Origin of the sequence: Pseudomonas sp. D3, assembly GCF_029320995.1 — a bacterium.
Lineage (GTDB): Bacteria > Pseudomonadota > Gammaproteobacteria > Pseudomonadales > Pseudomonadaceae > Aquipseudomonas > Aquipseudomonas paraveronii.
The window spans coordinates 164,943-183,403 of sequence record NZ_CP119772.1; the positions used below are offsets into that span (position 1 = coordinate 164,943).

Consider the following 18,461-nt stretch of genomic DNA (forward strand, 5'->3'; position numbering starts at 1 on the left):
CTCCTTATTGAACGGCTTTACGCGGCACCGAGGGATCGGCCGGCAAGGAAAAAGAACGCAGATCGATCGTCGGCGCACTGTCGGCGCCCAGGCGATGATCCAGAATCAGCAGCTTGGCGTGAGCCAGGCCCAGGGTCAGTTGGCCGAGGTACTGCTCCAGCACGAAGGCTTTGCCGGCGCTGGCGTAGGCCTTTTGTTCGGCGGCAAAGCGCAGGTCCGCCGCCTGGGCGCCGGCATTGACCTCACGCGCGGTGGCCTGGGCCTGGTCGCGGGCGGTGCTGGCTTGCAGCAGGGCCTGGTTGGTTTGTTCGCTGGCGGCGCCGCGTTCGCGGGAGATCAGCGCCTGGGCGCCGATCTGCGCCGCTTGCACGCCGTGGTAGGCGTTGGCGGCACCGGACGGTGGGTGGATGGCTTCGACCACCGTGGCGAGAATTTCCACGCCGCTGTCGAGTTTTTGCAGGTCCGCTTGCACGGCGCGGCCGATCTCTTCGGCCAGGCCGGTGCGTTGTTCGCCGAGCAATTCGTCGAGGGTGCGCGAGGCAAAGTCATGCACGAGGATACGGCTGGCGGTGCTGCGGATCAGGGTCGGCACATCCGCACTGTTATAGGTGGCGGCAAGCGCGGCCTGGTCGGTCAGGCCGATACGGTAGACGAAGCGCACATCCATATTGACGATCTGGAAGCTCTGTTTGTCGCCGCGGCTGCTGGCGATCACCTGGGATTTGTCATTCACATGGCTGGCGTCCCATAGGCGGTTGGCGATCGGCGGCGCCGGGCCTTCGGCCGCTGCGAGCTCCGGGCTGGCGGCTTCGCTGACGCTGGTCGCCAGCTCATGCACCACGCCGTTTTCCACGTTCAGCACGCGGCCCAACGGCCACGGCAACCCGGCGTGCAGACCCGGGCCGAAGACGTGCACCGGTTTGCCGAAGCGCTCATAAATCCCACGGCCTTGCAGGGGCACTTCATGCACCCCCGTCAGCGCCCAGCCGACGGCCAGCACCACCAGCAGCACCGGCAGAAACGCCCGGCGCATGTAGGTAAACGCCCAGATCTGGCGCAGGTCGATGCCGAAGCGGTTGTGCAATTCGTGCTGCAAGGCCTGCAGCGGTTGCGGCGGCCAGCGCAGCAGCCCGGCGATAAAACTCTGCGCCATCAAGCGCGGTTCGAGGCGCGGTTGGCGCGGGCTGAACAGCGACAGCACAGCCCTTAACAGAAACTCCAGCGCGACCAGCGCCGGCAACAGCCCAGCTAGCGTCGCCAGGCGCAGCGGCCACACCGACGCCGCACTGGCAAACAGCAGGCAAATCGCACTGATCAGCAGACAACTAATCGCCACCCGGCTTAGTTGCGCCAACTGCGCGGCTTCCGGCCATTGCGCGGCGGTTTCCTGGGCCAGGCGCCGCTCGAACACTAGCAGGCCAAAGGCCAATGCCAAGGCCAGCGCGGCGCCGATACTTGCGGATTGGCCGACCGCTGCCGCCGGCAAGCCCAGGTTCCAGAACTCAATGATGCTGACCAGCGCGAACAACGACCAACCGCCGAGCCACAACACCGGCGCACCGATCTGGGCCAGCAACCCTCTGCCGAAACGCCCCACCAGGCGCGCCTGCCAGCCGGCGGGTTCGCCCTCTGCTGCGAGTAAGTCGGGCGCCGACGCTTCCAGCGCCTGGGCACGCCAATCGGCAACCCACCACGCCGACTGCAACCCGGCCACCAGCACCAGCAACGCGCACGCGCAGTTAATCAACACCACCGGCCAGATCGACACCGGTGCAAACAGCGCAACAAACAGCGCCAGCACCCAGCCGCTGATGGCCAACGCAGTCAGGCTGATACCGGCTTGCCTCAATCGACGGGCATGGAACAGCCCTTGCTGAAAACGCGGCAGGCCTTCAACCGAAGCGCCGTCAGCTTCTAGATCCACTTGCATCCACTCATGCCCGCCTGTACATAATTCGTTACGATATAACACAATGCGTGAAATTTGTGTTCGTTAAACACCGTATTCACATGCCACACAGACCCACTGTGGGAGGGGGCTTACCCCCGATGGCTCTGGGTCAGTTGATGCATGGGTTGGCGGGTCCGCCGCCATCGGGGGCAAGCCCCCTCCCACATTTGTTCTTCATCGCGCTCCGGAGCGTGACTAAACCCCCATAAACACACGCTATCACTGGTGCAGGTGACGATTAATCGGCACACTCTCGACCAGTTTTTCGCGGGCTCACGGACAAGGAAGCGTCACCCCCATGATTTCGATCTATCAGCTCAAACCGCGGTTTCAAAACCTGCTGCGCCCCCTCGTGCAGCGCCTCTATGACAACGGCACCACCGCCAACCAGATCACCGTGCTGGCCGGGGTCATCTCCCTGCTGGTCGGCCTGCTGATCGCCGGCTTTGCCCAGCACCTCTGGGTGTTTGCGCTGATCCCGCTGTGGATGATCGTGCGCATGGCCCTCAACGCCATCGACGGCATGCTCGCCCGGGAATTCGGCCAGCAGTCGCGCCTGGGCGCCTACCTCAATGAACTGTGCGACGTGATCGCCGACAGCGCGCTGATCCTGCCCTTTGCACTGCTCCCCGGCGTCAGCCTGGCGCCGGTGCTGCTGGTGACCTTGCTGGCGGTGTTCAGCGAATACGCCGGGGTGCTCGGGCCGATGGTCGGCGCGTCACGGCGCTACGACGGGCCGATGGGCAAAAGTGATCGGGCATTCGTCCTCGGCGTGCTGGCCACCGGCGTGGCGCTGGGCTGGCTCGGCGCCGGCTGGGTCGATACGGTGATGTGGCTGGTCGCCGCCCTGCTCGCCTACACCCTGGTCAACCGGGTGCGTCAGGGCCTCAAAGAAGAACAACACATTTCCCCTTCTGCATAAGGATTTTGCGATGCGCGAACAGCAAGAACACACCTTCAGTACCCATGATAGCGTCGAGCTTTTCTACCGGCACTGGCCGGCTACCGCCCCAGCGGACGGCGAGCCGCGCAAGGCGATCCTGCTGTTCCATCGCGGCCATGAGCATTCGGGGCGCATCGCCCACCTGGTCGATGAACTGAACCTGCCACAGTTCGACTTCTTCGCCTGGGACGCCCGTGGCCACGGCCAATCTCCCGGCGAGCGCGGCGACAGCCCCAGCTTCGCCACCAGCGCCCGCGACGTGCAGACTTTCTGCGACCACATCGGCGTCACTTACGGCGTCGAGGCCGAAAATACTGCAGTCATCGCCCAAAGCGTCGGCGCGGTGATTGCAGCCACCTGGGTCCACGACTACGCGCCGAAAATCCGCGCGCTCGTGCTCGCCTCCCCGGCGTTCAACGTCAAACTGTACGTGCCCTTCGCCCGGCCGGGCCTGGCGCTGATGCGCAAGTTTCGCGGCAACTTTTTCGTCAACAGTTACGTCAAGGCCAAGTTCCTCAGCCACGACCCGGAGCGCGTCGCGTCCTACGACAGCGACCCGCTGATCACCAAGGCGATTTCGGTGAATGTGCTACTCGGTCTGTACGAAGCGGCCGACCGGGTTGTCGCCGATGCCCAGGCGATCCAGGTGCCGACCCAACTGCTGATCTCCGGCTCCGATTTCGTGGTGCATCGCAAACCCCAACAACAGTTTTTCGACCGCCTCGGCAGCCTGAAAAAAGAGCTGCATATCCTCCCAGGCTTCTTCCACGACACCCTCGGCGAGCGCGACCGCGCCGTGGCCGTGAGCAGCGCCCGGCGTTTTATCCTGCAGAACTTCGCGCACCCGCTGGACCGCGCCTCGCTGCTCGATGCCGACAAGCTGGGCGCCACCTGCGCCGAATCCGAATCCCTCGCCGCACCGCTGCCGCGCAATTCCCTGCGCGACCTGTACTGGCGTATGACCCGCGCCAGCATGGGCCTCGGTAAGAACCTGTCGGACGGCGTGAAGCTGGGCTTCGACACCGGTTTCGACTCCGGCAGCACCCTGGACTACGTGTACCGCAACACGCCCACCGGCAAAGGCCGGCTGGGCCGGATGATCGACACCAACTACCTCAACTCCATCGGCTGGCGCGGCATTCGCCAGCGCAAGCTGAATGTCGAAGAGCTGCTGCGCCTGGCCATGACCCAGTTGCGCACAGCGGACCGCGAAGTGCGCATCGTCGATATCGCCGCCGGCCACGGTCGCTACATTCTCGAAGCCTTGCAGGGCGTTTCGCCGCTACCGGAATCGATCCTGCTGCGCGACTACAGCGACATCAACGTGCGCGATGGTGGCGCACTGATTCGCGAGAAAGGCCTGGGGGATATCGCGCAATTCGTCAAAGGCGATGCGTTCGACCGCGCGGACTTGGCGGCGCTGGCGCCCAAGCCGACGTTGGCGGTGGTCTCCGGGCTGTATGAATTGTTTGCCGATAACGCCATGGTCGGCGGTTCGCTGGCGGGCCTGGCCGAAGCCGTGGAGCCCGGCGGTTATCTGGTCTACACCGGCCAGCCGTGGCACCCGCAGTTGGAACTGATCGCCCGCGCGCTGACCAGCCATCGCCAGGGCCAGGCCTGGGTGATGCGCCGGCGCAGCCAGGCAGAAATGGATCAACTGGTGGAAGCCGCCGGTTTCCGCAAGATCACCCAGCGGGTGGATGAGTGGGGCATCTTTACCGTGTCCCTGGCGCAGAAGATCTGAACATGCGCGAACCCGGCCTGTTAAAGCCCGCGTTCCTGTGGCTGTTGCTGTTGGCGCCGCTGTTTTTCAGCACCTATGGCTTTGCCACATGGGTCACCAGCCAGCGCAGCGACGTCGGCACACTGGTGTTCGATTGGGAAACCCACATGCCGTTCTGGGCCTGGACCATCGTGCCCTACTGGACTATCGACCTGCTCTACGGTTTATCCCTGCTGCTGCCCAACAGCCGCCATGAACTGAAGCAACATGCGCTGCGCCTGCTGAGTGCGCAGCTCATCGCCGTGAGCTGCTTCCTGATCTGGCCGCTGCGCTTCACCTTCGAAAGGCCGGAGCTGGACGGCGTGTTCGGCTGGCTGTTCGCCGTGCTGGCCGGTTTCGACAAACCGTTCAACCAGGCACCGTCGCTGCATATCGCGCTGCTGGTGATCCTGTGGATCATGTACCAACGTCACACCCAGGGCGCCTGGCGCTGGCTGGTACACGGCTGGTTCGGGTTGATCGGGGTTTCGGTGCTGACCACTTATCAACACCACTTTATCGACTTACCCACAGGCGCCCTGGCGGGTTGGCTGTGCGTGTGGCTGTGGCCGCTGGAACACCCGAGCCCGCTGTTGAATGCGCGGCTGACCCGCGATTCCACGCGCTGGCGGCTGGGGCTGCGCTACGGCCTGGGCGCGCTGGGGCTGATCACCCTCGCGTTTACCCTCGGCGGCGGGTGGCTGTGGCTACTGTGGCCGGCGTTGTCCCTGGGGCTGATCATGGCGAATTACGTCGCTCTCGGCGCGCCAGGTTTCCAGAAACGTGCCGACGGTCAACTGACCCCCGCCGCGCGTTGGCTGTATGCACCGTATCTGGCGGCGGCGTGGCTCAATTCGCGGTGGTGGACACGCACGCATCCACAACCCGACCTAATTGTGGATAACGTCTGGCTCGGGCGGCTGCCTACCGTGCGCGAGCAAGGTTCATTCACGGCCATCGTCGATTTGTGCGCGGAATTGCCGATTAATCCACAGGGCCGCGCCTATCAAGGCATCCCCGTACTCGACCTGATCGCGCCGACACCCGCCGAATGCCTGCAAGCGGCGCAAGCCATCGAACGCCTGCGCGCCAGCGGCGCCGTGCTGGTGTGCTGCGCCCTCGGCTATTCGCGCAGCGCTACCGCCGTCGCCGCCTGGCTGCTGCACAGCGGACGCGCCGCCACGGTGGATCAAGCACTGGCTATTATTCGTACAGCACGGACCCAGGTGGTCCTGCATCCCGCTCATCGCCATGCCTTGGAGGCCTTGCCCCATGCCTGCTGATATGGAACTTCAGGTCGTCGCCAGCCTGCTGCGCCGTGGCCGCTCACTGGATCAGTTATCCACAGGCCTGACGCTGCTGGGCGTGTTATTCGGCCTGGCGCAACTGTTGATGGCCAGCGTCGCGCCGATCTGCCTGCTGCTCAGCCTGTGGATGATTATCCTCGGCCTGCTGCAGAAGTACTGGGCACTGCGCGTGGCCTTCGACGCCGACCTGTTCACCCTGCTCGCCCGCGACACCGAACGCACCCCGGACCTCGACCAGGCCCTGCAAACCCTCGGCCTGCAGTCGCCCAAACGCGCCGGTCGGCCCTGGACCGAACGCCGTCGCGGCGCCCTCAAACTGCTGCGCAAGCAAGCCTGGCTGCTCGGCGCGCAAGTGCTGCTGACCCTGGGCGTGATCCTCGCCAGCCCTTGGCTACCTTTCGCCGGATAAGGAATCCCCATGTTTGAACCCGTGGTTGCCACCCTGATTACCTCGATGGCCCGCACCGTCACCGGCGCCCGTAGCCTGTGGCTGGGCTGCGCGCCGGTGCCGGTGCAACGCATCTACTTCGCCAACCACAGCAGCCACGGCGACTTCGTGTTGCTGTGGGCATCGCTGCCGCAGAACCTGCGCAAATTCACGCGCCCGGTGGCTGGCAGTGACTACTGGAATAAAAGTGCGCTACGCCGCTACATCATCCGCCGCGTATTCAACGGCGTGTTGATCGACCGTGAACGCAAAGACCCTGTGGATAACCCCTTGCAGCCCATGCTCGCCGCGCTGGAAGGCGGCGACTCGCTGATCATCTTTCCCGAAGGCACACGCAATCTGGAGGATGGCTTGCTGCCGTTTAAAAGCGGCCTGTATCACCTGGCAAAAAGTTACCCACAGGCCGAATTGATCCCAGTGTGGATTGCCAACCTCAACCGGGTCATGCCCAAGGGCCGCGTCCTGCCACTGCCTTTGCTGTGTACCACCAGCTTCGGCGCCCCACTGCAATTGGAAGACGGCGAAGACAAAGCGGCCTTCCTTGCCCGCACCCGCGACGCCCTGCTCGCCCTCGCCCCGGAGCATTTCTGACATGGATAGCCAAACCCTGATGCTGTTCGGTGGGATCGGCGCGATCCTGGTACTCGCCTCGCTGATCGGCCTGATCCTCAAGCTGCGCACCCGTGGCACGCCGAATGCGGTGATCGACAACCTCAACGCCCGCATCAACGCCTGGTGGGTGATGGTGGTGGTGATCGGCATCGCCTTCTGGCTCGGCACCGGCGCAGTGATCCTGCTGTTCTACGCCGTCTCGTTCTACGCCCTGCGCGAATTCCTCACCCTCACCCCCACCCGGCGCAGCGACTACCCGGCCCTGGTGGCCGCGTTTTACCTGGCGCTGCCGCTGCAATACCTGCTGATCTATGCCGACTGGTACGGGCTGTTCTCGATCTTCATCCCGGTGTACGTGTTCCTGCTGCTACCGATCCTCGCCTCCCTCGGCGGCGACAGCACGCACTTCCTGGAGCGTGCGTCGAAGGTGCAATGGGGCCTGATGATCGCGGTGTTCTGCGTGTCCTTCGTGCCCGCCCTGCTCACCCTCGACATCCCCGGCTATGAAGGCCGCAACCTGCTGTTGATCGCCTACCTGGTGATCGTGGTGCAACTGTCGGACGTGCTGCAGTACGTGTGCGGCAAGCTGTTCGGCAAACACAAGATCGCGCCCAACCTGTCACCGTCGAAAACCGTTGAAGGCTTTGTCGGCGGCATCCTGCTCTCCTCCCTGATCGGCGCCGCGCTGTGGTGGACCACGCCGTTCAACCCGTGGCAGTCGTTCCTGATTGCGCTGCTGATCAACCTGCTGGGGTTTGCCGGCGGCATTGTGATGTCGGCGATCAAACGCGACCGTGGCGTGAAGGACTGGGGGCATATGATCGAAGGGCACGGCGGGATGCTCGATCGGCTGGATTCGGTGTGCTTTGCGGCGCCGATCTTCTTTCATCTGGTGCGCTATTGGTGGACCTGACAAACAGCGCCCTCAAGCCTGACGAAGATCAACATGTGAATGTCAGCCTCCCATAAACATCCCCCACGATGCGACGTATCGACCTCATCGTTTGTCTTAAAGACGCGTGTAAGATACGTCGCACTTAGCCAGGGATGCTCACCATGTTTGACGCGTTAAAAGCGATCTGTCGCCGCTTGTTCGGTGCGTTAATGACTGTGGTGGGTGCCCTGTTCGGCCAATGGCGGCCGCCGTTCTGGCTGCGTGCCATCGGCCGTGGCGGGCTGAACCTGGCGAGCAAGGCCCGCGCTTACCCGCGCCAGGCCGGTGCCGGGGTGTTGGGCCTGGTGCTGCTGGCCGCCGCCGGGTTCTATGGCTGGCATTGGTACTCCAACCTGCCGCAGCCGCACACCGTGGGTTATTCGCTGCACAAACCCAACCTGACTGACTACACCCAGCAACCCGTCGTTGTGGATAACCTGCAGGTGCGTTTTGCCGAGTCCGTCGCCCCCTTGGCGGCGATAGGCAAGCCGGTCACCGCAGGCATTACCCTTAAACCCGCTGTGGCCGGTGCCTGGCGCTGGTCCGATGACCACACGTTGCTGTTCACTCCGGAAAAAGACTGGCCCATCGACGCCCATTACACCTTCGATTTGGCGAAGAAAAACCTGCTCGCCGACGGCGTGTTGCTCAACGAGTACAGCGGCCAGTTCTCCACCCAGCCGTTTCGCGCCAGCCTTTCACAGAACGAGTTGTATCAGGACCCGTCCAACCCGACGCTGAAACAACTGGTGGCGACTTTCCGCTTTTCTCACCCGGTCGACGAAGAAAGCCTGCGCAAGCGGGTTTCGATCATTCTCGGCAAAGGCCTCGCCTACCGCGACGCCCAATTGCCCAATCGGCCGGAAATCACCTTCGACGAGACCAAGCTCAACGCCTATGTACGCTCCGCCGCCCTGGCCACCCCACTGGAAAGCACGCCCGTCAGCGCCAAGCTCGACGAAGGCATCAAAGCCCGTGACGGTGGCAACGCCAGCAACGCGCCATTGGTGGCCGAAGTCACCGTGCCCGGCCGCTACCGCCTGACGTTTACCGCTGCCGAAGTGAGCTTTGTCGACAACGAACGCGGCGAACCCGAGCCGGTGTTGATGTTCAGCAGCTCCAGCGCCGTGGCCGATGACACCATCGCCGGTAAGGTCCAGGCGTGGCTGTTGCCGGAAAAAGCTGAGGACGACACGCGCCCCTATAACAGCAACGACATCGACGACGCGCTGCTGGCCCGTAGTACCAAGGTCAACCTGACCCACGTGCCCAGCGTCGAACCGCTCAACACCCTGCACGCGTTCAAGTTCAAGGCCCCGGCCGGTCGGGCGCTGTATGTGCGCGTGCCCGCCAACCTGGAAGCCATCGGCGGCTACCTGGCGAAAAACCCTACGGCGTCGCTGATCAGCATGCCGGCCTATCCGCGCACGCTGCAGTTCCTGTCTGACGGCGCCTTGCTCAGCCTCACCGGCGAAAAACGCCTGGGCTTCATGGCCCGTGGCGTACCCGGTGCCCATGTGGAAATTGCTCGCCTGCTGCCCAACCAGTTACAACATTTGGTGGACCAGAGCAGCGGCAGCTTTGCGCGGCCGAACTTCGGCAATGAGTACTTCGACCGCATGGTCGAGCGTCAATCACTGGATATTCCGCTGTCGTCCAACGACCCGGCGAAAACCGTCTACGACAACGTCGATCTCAGCCGCTACCTGAGCGCCAACGGCGGCCGACGCGGTATTTTCGTACTCAAGCTCAGCCCACAGGATGACCCGGCCGAGCGCACATTCGACTACTCCCGCAGCAGCACCAGCGACCTGCGCTTTATCGTGGTGACGGACCTCGGGATCATCGCCAAGCGCTCCAGCGACGGCAGCCATGACGTGTATGTGCAGTCCATCGGCAACGGTTCGCCGGTGGCCGACGCGCAAGTCGACATCATCGGCCGTAACGGTTTGCCGGTCGCCAGCGGCCACACCGACGCCGAAGGCCACGCGCATTTCGCCAAACTCGATGAACTGCGCCGTGAGAAAACGCCACTGATGTATGTGGTCAGTCGCGGCAATGACCAATCTTTCCTGCCGATTGCCCGTCAGTCCCAGCAGCTGGATTTGTCGCGCTTTGACGTAGGTGGTTTGCAAGAAGACGGTGCGATCGATCGCCTCAGCGCCTACCTGTTCACCGACCGTGGCCTGTACCGGCCCGGCGAAACCGCGCACCTGGGCATGATCGTGCGCAGCGGCAACTGGAAAGGCGCCCTGCAAGGCCTGCCGGTGGAGCTGCAAATCACCGACCCGCGCGGCCTGGAAGTGATTCGCCAGCCGCTGAAGCTGTCCGCCAGCGGTTTTGAAACCTTTGATTTCCCCAGCAGCGAAGCGGCCCCCGCCGGGGATTACACCGCGACCTTGCAACTGCTCGGCGAGAAACAGACACGCACCGACCTGGGCAGCGTCAGCTTCAAGGTCCGCGACTTCGAACCGGACCGCATGAAGGTCAGCCTGAGCCTGCACGACACGCCAGTGCAGGGCTGGATTGCACCGGACCAGGTGCTGGCCAAGGTCAGCGCAATGCACCTGTTCGGTGCCCCGGCGGCCGGCCGGCGCGTGACGGCGAAGATGTCCCTGAGCCCGACGCTCGCGGCATTTGAGCGTTACCCCGATTACCGCTTCCGCCTCAACGACGCGCTGGAAGAGGCCAGCACCGAAGACCTCGCCGAGAGCACCGTCGATGACAACGGCCAAGCCGTGCTCGACCTCAACCTGCAACGCTTCGCCAACAGCACTTACCGCTTGCAGGTGATGACCCAGGTGTTCGAGGCCGAAGGCGGGCGCAATGTGGCAGCGCAAAGTGCGTTGCTGGTGTCGTCTGCGCCCTACCTGGTGGGTGTGAAAAGTCAGGACTCACTGTCGTATGTCGCCAAGGACGCCCCACGCCAGGTGCAATGGTTGGCCGTCGCGCCGGATCTCACGCCGCTGGCGGTGGACGGCCTGACCAGCGAAGTGGTCGAGCACCGCTACGTCTCGGTGCTGGTGAAACAGTCCAACGGTACCTACAAATATGAATCGCGGATCAAAAACATCAGCCAGCCTACCTCGCCGCTGGTGATGACCAAGGACGGCGCCAAGCAACCCCTGAACACCGCCACTCCCGGCGATTTCACCCTGCAACTCAAAGACGCCAACGGCAAGCTGCTGAACCAGATCGACTACAGCGTGGCCGGGCGCGGCAACACCTCGCGCTCCCTGGAGCGCAACGCCGAGCTGCAACTGCGCCTGGATAAACACAGTTACGCGACGGGGGATGAGATCGCTATCAGTGTCCGCGCGCCGTACACCGGGGCGGGCTTGATCACCATCGAGCGCGACAAGGTCTACACCCAGCAGTGGTTCAAGGCCGACAGCACCAACAGCGTGCAACATATCCGCGTGCCCGCAGGGCTTGAGGGCAATGCCTACGTCAACGTGCAGTTCGTGCGGGACATCGGTTCGTCCGAGGTTTACATGAGCCCGCTGTCCTATGGCGTGGTGCCGTTCAGCATCAACCTGGATGCGCGGCGCATGCCCTTGAAGGTTGACGGCCCGGCGCAGATCGAACCGGGGCAGACCCTGGAGATCAAGGTCAACGCCGACCGCCCGGGCCGTGCGGTGGTGTATGCGGTGGACGAAGGCATCCTGCAAGTGGCGCGCTACCAGACGCCGGACCCGTTGGGCTTCTTCTTCCAGAAGCGTGCGCTTGAAGTCGGCACCAGTCAGATTCTTGACCTGATCCTGCCGGAATTCAGCCGCCTGCTCAGTGGGGCAGCACCCGGTGGCGATACCGAAGGCGCGCTGGCCAATCACCTCAACCCGTTCAAGCGTAAACATCAGCCGCCCGTGGCCTGGTGGTCCGGGCTGGTGGACTTGCCGGCCGGCGACACCGTGCTGCATTACCAGGTGCCCGACAGTTTTAACGGCAAGCTGCACCTGTTCGCAGTCGCGGTGGATGCCGACAGCGTGGGCGTCAGCGAGGCCACAACCGAGGTGCGCGGACCGCTCGTGATCACGCCAAACGTACCGGCTTTCGTGGCGCCGGGGGATGTGTTCAACGTGAGCGCCGGGGTGTTCAGCAACCTCGATGCGGCGGCGGATGTGAAGTTTGAAGTGCAGACCAGCGACGGCCTCAACGTGCAGGGCGACAAAGGCAGCACCTTGTCACTGCAACCGCGCAAGGAAGGCACCGCCGAGTTCAAGATCAAGGTCGGCGACACCCTCGGCTCGGCGGATCTGCGCTTTATCGCCGTGTTGCCGAACGGCAAGCGCATTCAGGTGGCGGAAACCACCTCGATCCGCCCCCTGAGCGAACATCGTGTGGCCTTGAGCCTGGGCCGTTTCGACAGCGCCAGCAAAGAGCTAAAGCCCACCCGCGAACTGTTCAGCCAACTGCGTGATGTGCAATTGGGTGTGGCGGCATCGCCGCTGGTGTGGGCCAACGGCCTCAAGCATTACCTGGATGACTACGGCTACGCCTGCACCGAGCAGTTGGTGTCCAAGGCCATGCCGGCGTTGATCTGGGGTGGCAACGCGCCCGAGGCCGAACAAGCCTTTGCCAGCGCGGTGCGGATGTTGCGCCAGCGCCAGAACCAGGCCGGTGGTTTCGGCTTGTGGGCCGCCAACCCCGACGTGGCGCCGTATGCCAGCCTGTACGCCACCGACTTCCTGATCGAAGCCAAGGAACGCGGGCTGCCGGTGCCGGAAGACCTGCTGGTACGGGCCAATACTTATCTGACGGACCTGGCCAACGGCCCGAGCGAAGGCCTGTCGGAATTGCGCAACCGTGCCTACGCCAGTTACCTGCTGAGCCGTCAGGGAACTCTGGTGAGCGGCGCGTTGAGCGACATCCGTGAGCGCTACGAGAGCTACTTCAAGGACACTTGGCAGAACGATCTGGGCGCCGCCTACCTGGCCGCCAGCTACAAGCTGCTCAAGCAGGATCGCCAGGCCGATACGCTGTTCCGTAAGATCCCATGGCGTTCGCTTGTGGATAAGTGGAACAGCGACGGCCTGTATTACGACCCGTTGGTGCATGACGCCGAACACCTGCACCTGCTGGCGCGGCACTTCCCCGAGCTGCTGGACGATGTGCCGACAGCACTGCTGGATAAACTCGGCAAGCGCCTTAACGAGCAACGTTACAACTCGCTGTCGGCGGCGCTGTTACTGCGCGCCCTGGACAACTATGGCCAGCGTGCGCAAAGCGACATGACCCTCAAAGCCAGCGCGTGGCTGGGCGACAAGCAGCAACAACTGCTGGAGATGGCCGGCCAGCCACCGCGCGCCGCCGTGCCTGGCGCCACGCAAAAGTTGCTGATGGAAAAATCCGACGGCCCGGCAGCCTTCTACATGCTCAGCGAAGCCGGCTTTGATAAAGGCGCCAAGCTCAAGCCGATCAACAATGGCCTGGAAATTATCCACGAGTACCTCGACCTCAAAGGCGAGCCGGTGAGCAAAGTCCCGGTGGGCGATGAGTTCCTGGTGCGCCTGCGCCTGAGGGCGACCGACCGCGATCAAGTCCAGCAAGTGGCGGTGGTCGACCTGCTGCCCGGTGGCGTCGAGCCCGTGTATAACTTGCCACCGGAGCCGGAAGCCGCCAGCGCCAATGACAGTGAAGGCGAGGAAGCTGACTACGTAGAAGACAGCGAACCGTCTGACGCCTGGCAAGCGCCGATCGGCGAAACCGAGCTGAGCAACTGGCAGCCGGACTACGTGGACGTGCGCGATGATCGGGTGGTGTTGTACGGCACTGCGCTGCGTGACGTAGGCACTTTCGTGTACCGCGTGCGCGCCACCAACGCAGGCACCTTCAATACGCCACCGGCCTACGCCGAAGGCATGTACGAAACCACCCTGCAAGGGCGCGGCAAAGTAGGCCAGCTTGAAATTACCAAGCCTTAAGCGCCTGACGCCGCTGCTGGCAGCGGCGGTACTGCTGGCGGGGCTGCGGCTGTGGCCGCATGCCCCGCTGGAACAGGCGGTGACATCGTCGAGGGTGGTGCTGGCCGACGATGGCTCGCTGTTGCGCATGACCTTGGCGGATGACGGGCAATATCGCTTATGGCTACCGCTGGAGCGGTTTTCTCCGTCATTGATCGAGGCCTTGCTGCTCAAGGAAGACCGCAATTTCTACTGGCACCCGGGGATCAATCCCCCGGCGTTGCTGCGGGCGGCCATGGCCACTTACAGCGGCGGCCAGCGCCAGGGCGGCTCGACGCTGAGCATGCAACTGGCGCGGCGCCTGTGGGACCTTAACACCCGCCAGGTGCCGGGCAAGTTGCAACAGATAGCCCTGGCGCTGTGGCTGGAGGCGCGTTACAGCAAGCACGACATCCTTGAGGCCTACCTGAACCTGGCGCCCATGGGCGGCAATATCGAAGGCGCCGAGGCGGCGAGTCGCATCTACTTCGGCAAGTCGGCGGCGCAGTTGTCGTTGTCCCAAGCGCTGGCACTCGCGGTAATTCCCCAGCAGCCCGGGCGGCGGGCGCGCTTCGGGCCCTCGCTGCAAAACGCGCGGCTGCGCTTGATGAACGACTGGCGCGCAACTTATCCACAGGACCCGCGCAACGACAGCCTGCTGGACTTGCCCCTTGAGGCGCGCAACCGCCAGCAGATCCCGTTTCTGGCGCCGCACTTGAGCGAACAGTTGCTCGCGTCCCAGGCGGGTAACGAGTTGAACAGCACCCTCAACCTGCCCTTGCAACAATTGCTCGAACGCCTGATCAGCGGCTTTATCGCCGAGCGGCGCGGTACGGGGGTGGAAAACGCCACGGCGATCCTGATCGACAGCCGCGACCAGAGCGTCAAGGCGCTGGTGGGCTCGGCGGATTACTTATCCACAGGCATCCATGGCCAGGTCAATGGCGTGCTGGCGCGGCGTTCGCCGGGGTCGACGCTCAAGCCGTTCCTCTATGGGCTGGCGCTGGACCAAGGGGTGATCCACCCCATGAGCATCCTCAAGGATTTACCCAGTAACTTCGGCTACTTCCAACCGGAGAATTTCGACGGCAGTTTTGTAGGGCCACTGACGGCGCGCGACGCGTTGATCCGTAGCCGCAATATCCCAGCCGTGTGGCTGGCCAGCCAGGTGAAGTCGCCGTCGTTATACGGCTTGTTGCAACGCGCCGGCATCAAGGGCCTGCGCGGAGAAAGCCATTACGGCCTGGCCCTGGCCCTCGGCGGCGGCGAGATGACGCCCGAAGAGCTGGCGCGGCTGTATCTGATGCTGGCCGGCGACGGGCACCTGCGGGCCTTACGCTATGTGCAGGAACAGCCCCAGGCCAGCGGCCCAGCGCTGCTGACGCCCCAAGCCGCCTTCATGGTGCGCGACATGCTGCGCCGCAACCCGCGCCCGGATGGCCTGCCCGGCCGGCATTGGCGCACCGCCTGGAAAACCGGCACCTCCTGGGGCTTTCACGATGCGTGGAGCGCCGGCCTGGTCGGCCCCTACGTGCTGGTGGTGTGGGTGGGTAACTTCGACGGGCGACCAAACCCGGCGTTCATCGGCGCCAAGACCGCCGCGCCGCTGTTCTTCCGCATTGCCGACGCCCTGCCCCTGGCCTTGCCCAACGTGCAGATCAAACCCGACAAGCCGCCGCCCGGCCTGATCCGCATCGACGTCTGCGCGGCCTCCGGCGAGTTGCCCAACCGCTGGTGCCCGCAAACCCGCAAGACCTGGTACATCCCCGGCGTCTCACCGATTCGCGTGTCCGCCCTGCACCGCCCGGTGCTGATCGACACCCGCACCGGCAAAGCCGCCTGCCCGCCGTTCGACCCGCAGTACACCCGCGAAGAAGTCTTCGAGTTCTGGCCCAGCGACGTACAACGCCTGTACCGCGCCGCCGGCCTGGCGCGACGCACGCCGCCCAACGTGATGAAAAACTGCCAGCCCAACCGCATCAGCGACCAGAGCGAAGCCCCGCAGATCCGCTCGCCGCTGACCCAGGTGAGCTATCAACTGCGCCTGTCCCAGCCGCAGGAGAGCATTGCGCTGAATGCCAATGCGGCCAGCGACGCGACGACGTTGTACTGGTTTGCCGACCAGACCCTGATCGGCCAAGCCCCGCCGCAATCCACGCTGAATTGGCGACCGGGCAAGTCGGGGGAGTATCGGTTGCGGGTCAGTGACGATCAGGGGCGCAGTGCGAGCCGGGGGCTGAGGGTGGAGTTTGTGCCGTGATCGGGCGCCTCTGTCGCCTGGCTCAGTAAAAGCGCCGATGAAGATCTGGAAATATCAGCTGCGCAAACCAGACCGGGAGCCCAGGAGATGGCCAGATAGGTTCCAGCCACTGGTTTCCGGATATGAACTTCTGCGTCATTTTCCTCACCTTTTTCCGATTTTTTTTCTGATTATTTTTGACCTATTCAACACGCTCGACATAGAAGGACTCCCCACCGCCCGTCGCGCCCGACAACCATCCCCAAACGAATCTCAAGGTGGTCCGCCCGGCCTGATCCAGGCCTACCGTGCCACGCGCCCGACCTGCGTGCCCATGCGGATTCGACCGCCTTGGTAAGTACCGGAAATGGCATTGCTTTCGACAAGCTAATGGCGTTTTTTTACCTGCGATTCAAGCAATGGACGCACCGAATTATTTTCTGGGTTAAGTAATTGATACCAAAAGACATCGCCCGAACAGCGGGTGTTTTCCCGTTTTCGCCTTGAAATATAATTTCACAATTTAATTGACGCCATTAAATCGCCACCATAGGATCGCCGCCAATTAATGGCACAAAGCCATACAGAGGGATCTGGAAATGTGGTGTTTGCTACGTGGGACCAGGCTCAACCTGATGTCCGCATTTTTTTGTCTGAGCGCCGCCGGGATGGCTCAAGCCGCCACGTTGCAAAACGCCCCAGGCGTCACTGACCTGATCCGTGATCGCCAGGATCGTCTGCTTGAAGAACAACAGCGCCGCCTTGACGAACTCAAGGACTTGCCTGGCAAAGCCACCGTCCCTGCCAAGCCCACAGCCCCTGCCGATGCCCGTTGTTTTCCTATCAAGGACATAGAACTCAACGGCGCCGACAGTCTTTCCATCAGCGAGCGCGCAAGGCTGCTCAAGCCATTTATCGACAAGTGCCTTGGCGTCACTCAGCTCAATGAGTTGCTTAAGGTCATTACCGATTACTACATCGAAAAAGGGTTGGTCACCAGTCGCGCTTACTTGCCACAGCAAGACTTATCCGCCGGTCATCTGAAGGTGCTGGTCGTCGAGGGCAAACTCGAAGGGCTGCGGGGGGCGCAAGACAGTCAATTTTCTAAGCGCGAGTTAGGCATGGCGTTTCCCGGCAAGACTGGTGAGCTCGTCAATCTTCGCGAAATCGAGCAGATGGTCGATCAGTTGAACCGCTTGCCATCGAACCAGGCGCAGATGGAGCTTTCCCCGGGTAAAGCCGTCGGGGGCAGCGAAGTGCTGGTCAGGAACACGCCTCAAACACCATGGCGGGCAGGTTTATCGCGCAGCAACGACGGCCAGCGCAGCACCGGCGAGCAACAGTGGGGCACCACGTTTGATTGGGACAACCCACTGGGCCTGGCGGACCAATTGAGTCTACGCGGCGGCCACGATGCGGTGAGCGATCACCAGCACACGTCCAACAACGCGATGCTCAATTACAGCTTGCCTTGGGGCTGGTGGAACTTCACATACACCTACAGCCAGAGCGAGTACCGCTCGCAGGCACAATCCAATGGCTTCAATTTCAAGCAGACCGGCGACAGCGAAAACCATCAGTTACGCGTTGAGCGGGTGATCCATCGCGACGCCGTGAGCAAAACCTCCGTCAGCACCGGCCTGTCGTACCTGCGTACCAACAATTTCATTGAAGACAGCAAGCTGGTACTGAGCAGTAACCGCATCAGTGAAGCGCAGTTCGGCATCAACCACGGCCGGCGAATTGGCGGTGCGTTCATCAACTTCGACCTGGGGATGCAGCAAGGCATCGGCGCGTTGGATGCCCAGGGTAATGGCCATCCGGGCCCTGGCGAACCGGACGCGCGCTACCGCAAATACACCGCCACCGCGAGCTACTTGCAGCCTTTCAAGCTGTGGGGTGAGTCGTTCAGTTTCAGCAGCCTGATGACCGGCCAGCACAGCGAAGACGTGCTGTTCAGCCCGCAGCGCACCAGCCTCGGCGGTCTGTCGTCGATCCGCGGCTACAAGGACCAATCCTTGTCCGGCGACAGCGGTGGCTATTGGCGCAACGACCTGCGCTGGAGCCGCCCGGTCACGTTTGAATGGTTGCACCCGGTATTTGCCGAATACGGCACCAGCCTCGGTTATGACCAAGGCGTGATCAGCGCTAATCGCTACAACGGTGATCAGCATGGGCGGTTGTCCAGCAACTCGGTAGAGCTGTTTGCTCGCGGCCAGCACCTGGCCGTCAGCGTGACGTTTGCCCACTCCCTGGAGCGCCCGCAAGCGTTGACCGAGCGCGAAGCGCCGATCTATTTCCGTATGGATTTATTCCTCTAATT

Annotated in this window: 10 protein-coding genes and 1 pseudogene; 9 read left to right on the forward strand and 2 right to left on the reverse strand. The window is 63.1% G+C overall.

Annotation, left to right across the window (positions count from 1 at the left end; all coding sequences use genetic code 11):
* Positions 1 to 4: 4 nt before the first annotated feature.
* Positions 5 to 1,930: a protease modulator HflK gene (locus tag P3S72_RS00750; RefSeq protein WP_276195546.1), complete on the reverse strand. Its 1,926-nt coding sequence runs from the start codon at positions 1,928 to 1,930 to the stop codon at positions 5 to 7.
* A 319-nt stretch (positions 1,931 to 2,249) separates the two neighbouring features.
* On the opposite strand from P3S72_RS00750, the gene P3S72_RS00755 reads away from it, so the two are divergent.
* From P3S72_RS00755 to pbpC, 8 genes are all read left to right on the forward strand, one after another.
* Positions 2,250 to 2,873 (forward strand): CDP-alcohol phosphatidyltransferase family protein, encoded by a 624-nt coding sequence (locus P3S72_RS00755; protein ID WP_276195547.1) that lies wholly within the window; start codon positions 2,250 to 2,252, stop codon positions 2,871 to 2,873.
* A 10-nt stretch (positions 2,874 to 2,883) separates the two neighbouring features.
* On the forward strand, positions 2,884 to 4,638 hold the full coding sequence (locus P3S72_RS00760; protein ID WP_276195548.1) for a bifunctional alpha/beta hydrolase/class I SAM-dependent methyltransferase: 1,755 nt from the start codon (positions 2,884 to 2,886) through the stop codon (positions 4,636 to 4,638).
* Between the two features lie 2 nt (positions 4,639 to 4,640).
* Positions 4,641 to 5,939 carry a phosphatase PAP2/dual specificity phosphatase family protein gene (locus P3S72_RS00765; protein WP_276195549.1) on the forward strand — a complete coding sequence of 433 codons (1,299 nt, stop codon included), beginning with the start codon at positions 4,641 to 4,643 and terminating at the stop codon, positions 5,937 to 5,939.
* Positions 5,929 to 6,372 (forward strand): hypothetical protein, encoded by a 444-nt coding sequence (locus P3S72_RS00770; protein WP_276195550.1) that lies wholly within the window; start codon positions 5,929 to 5,931, stop codon positions 6,370 to 6,372. The genes P3S72_RS00765 and P3S72_RS00770 overlap by 11 nt, the downstream gene beginning before the upstream one ends.
* Before the next feature lie 9 nt (positions 6,373 to 6,381).
* A complete protein-coding gene (locus tag P3S72_RS00775) occupies positions 6,382 to 7,002 on the forward strand; it encodes a lysophospholipid acyltransferase family protein (RefSeq protein ID WP_276195551.1) in 621 nt (206 codons plus the stop codon).
* A gap of 1 nt (position 7,003) precedes the next feature.
* Positions 7,004 to 7,936: a phosphatidate cytidylyltransferase gene (locus tag P3S72_RS00780; RefSeq protein WP_247408497.1), complete on the forward strand. Its 933-nt coding sequence runs from the start codon at positions 7,004 to 7,006 to the stop codon at positions 7,934 to 7,936.
* Between the two features lie 143 nt (positions 7,937 to 8,079).
* Positions 8,080 to 13,881, forward strand: coding sequence for an alpha-2-macroglobulin (locus tag P3S72_RS00785; protein WP_276195552.1), 5,802 nt, complete (start codon positions 8,080 to 8,082; stop codon positions 13,879 to 13,881).
* Entirely contained in the window at positions 13,862 to 16,159 is a 2,298-nt protein-coding gene (pbpC, locus tag P3S72_RS00790) for a penicillin-binding protein 1C (RefSeq protein ID WP_276195553.1), read from the forward strand. Before P3S72_RS00785 ends, pbpC begins: the two co-directional genes overlap by 20 nt.
* A gap of 181 nt (positions 16,160 to 16,340) precedes the next feature.
* On the opposite strand, the pseudogene P3S72_RS00795 reads toward pbpC, so the two are convergent.
* Positions 16,341 to 16,525: pseudogene (locus P3S72_RS00795) on the reverse strand (hypothetical protein); the annotation flags it as partial.
* 281 nt (positions 16,526 to 16,806) lie between these two features.
* Between P3S72_RS00795 and P3S72_RS00800 the strand changes: the two are divergent.
* The gene (locus P3S72_RS00800; protein WP_276198015.1) at positions 16,807 to 18,459 is read left to right on the forward strand and encodes a ShlB/FhaC/HecB family hemolysin secretion/activation protein; all 1,653 of its coding nucleotides are present in this window, start codon (positions 16,807 to 16,809) and stop codon (positions 18,457 to 18,459) included.
* The last annotated feature ends 2 nt before the right edge of the window (positions 18,460 to 18,461 follow it).

Excerpts from the sequence above, each read along its gene's own strand:
- P3S72_RS00750 (WP_276195546.1), bottom strand. The coding sequence starts at position 1,930 with ATGCAAGTGGATCTAGAAGCTGACGGCGCTTCGGTTGAAGGCCTGCCG.
- P3S72_RS00755 (WP_276195547.1), top strand. The coding sequence starts at position 2,250 with ATGATTTCGATCTATCAGCTCAAACCGCGGTTTCAAAACCTGCTGCGC.
- P3S72_RS00760 (WP_276195548.1), top strand. The coding sequence starts at position 2,884 with ATGCGCGAACAGCAAGAACACACCTTCAGTACCCATGATAGCGTCGAG.
- P3S72_RS00765 (WP_276195549.1), top strand. The coding sequence starts at position 4,641 with ATGCGCGAACCCGGCCTGTTAAAGCCCGCGTTCCTGTGGCTGTTGCTG.
- P3S72_RS00770 (WP_276195550.1), top strand. The coding sequence starts at position 5,929 with ATGCCTGCTGATATGGAACTTCAGGTCGTCGCCAGCCTGCTGCGCCGT.
- P3S72_RS00775 (WP_276195551.1), top strand. The coding sequence starts at position 6,382 with ATGTTTGAACCCGTGGTTGCCACCCTGATTACCTCGATGGCCCGCACC.
- P3S72_RS00780 (WP_247408497.1), top strand. The coding sequence starts at position 7,004 with ATGGATAGCCAAACCCTGATGCTGTTCGGTGGGATCGGCGCGATCCTG.
- P3S72_RS00785 (WP_276195552.1), top strand. The coding sequence starts at position 8,080 with ATGTTTGACGCGTTAAAAGCGATCTGTCGCCGCTTGTTCGGTGCGTTA.
- P3S72_RS00800 (WP_276198015.1), top strand. The coding sequence starts at position 16,807 with ATGGCTCAAGCCGCCACGTTGCAAAACGCCCCAGGCGTCACTGACCTG.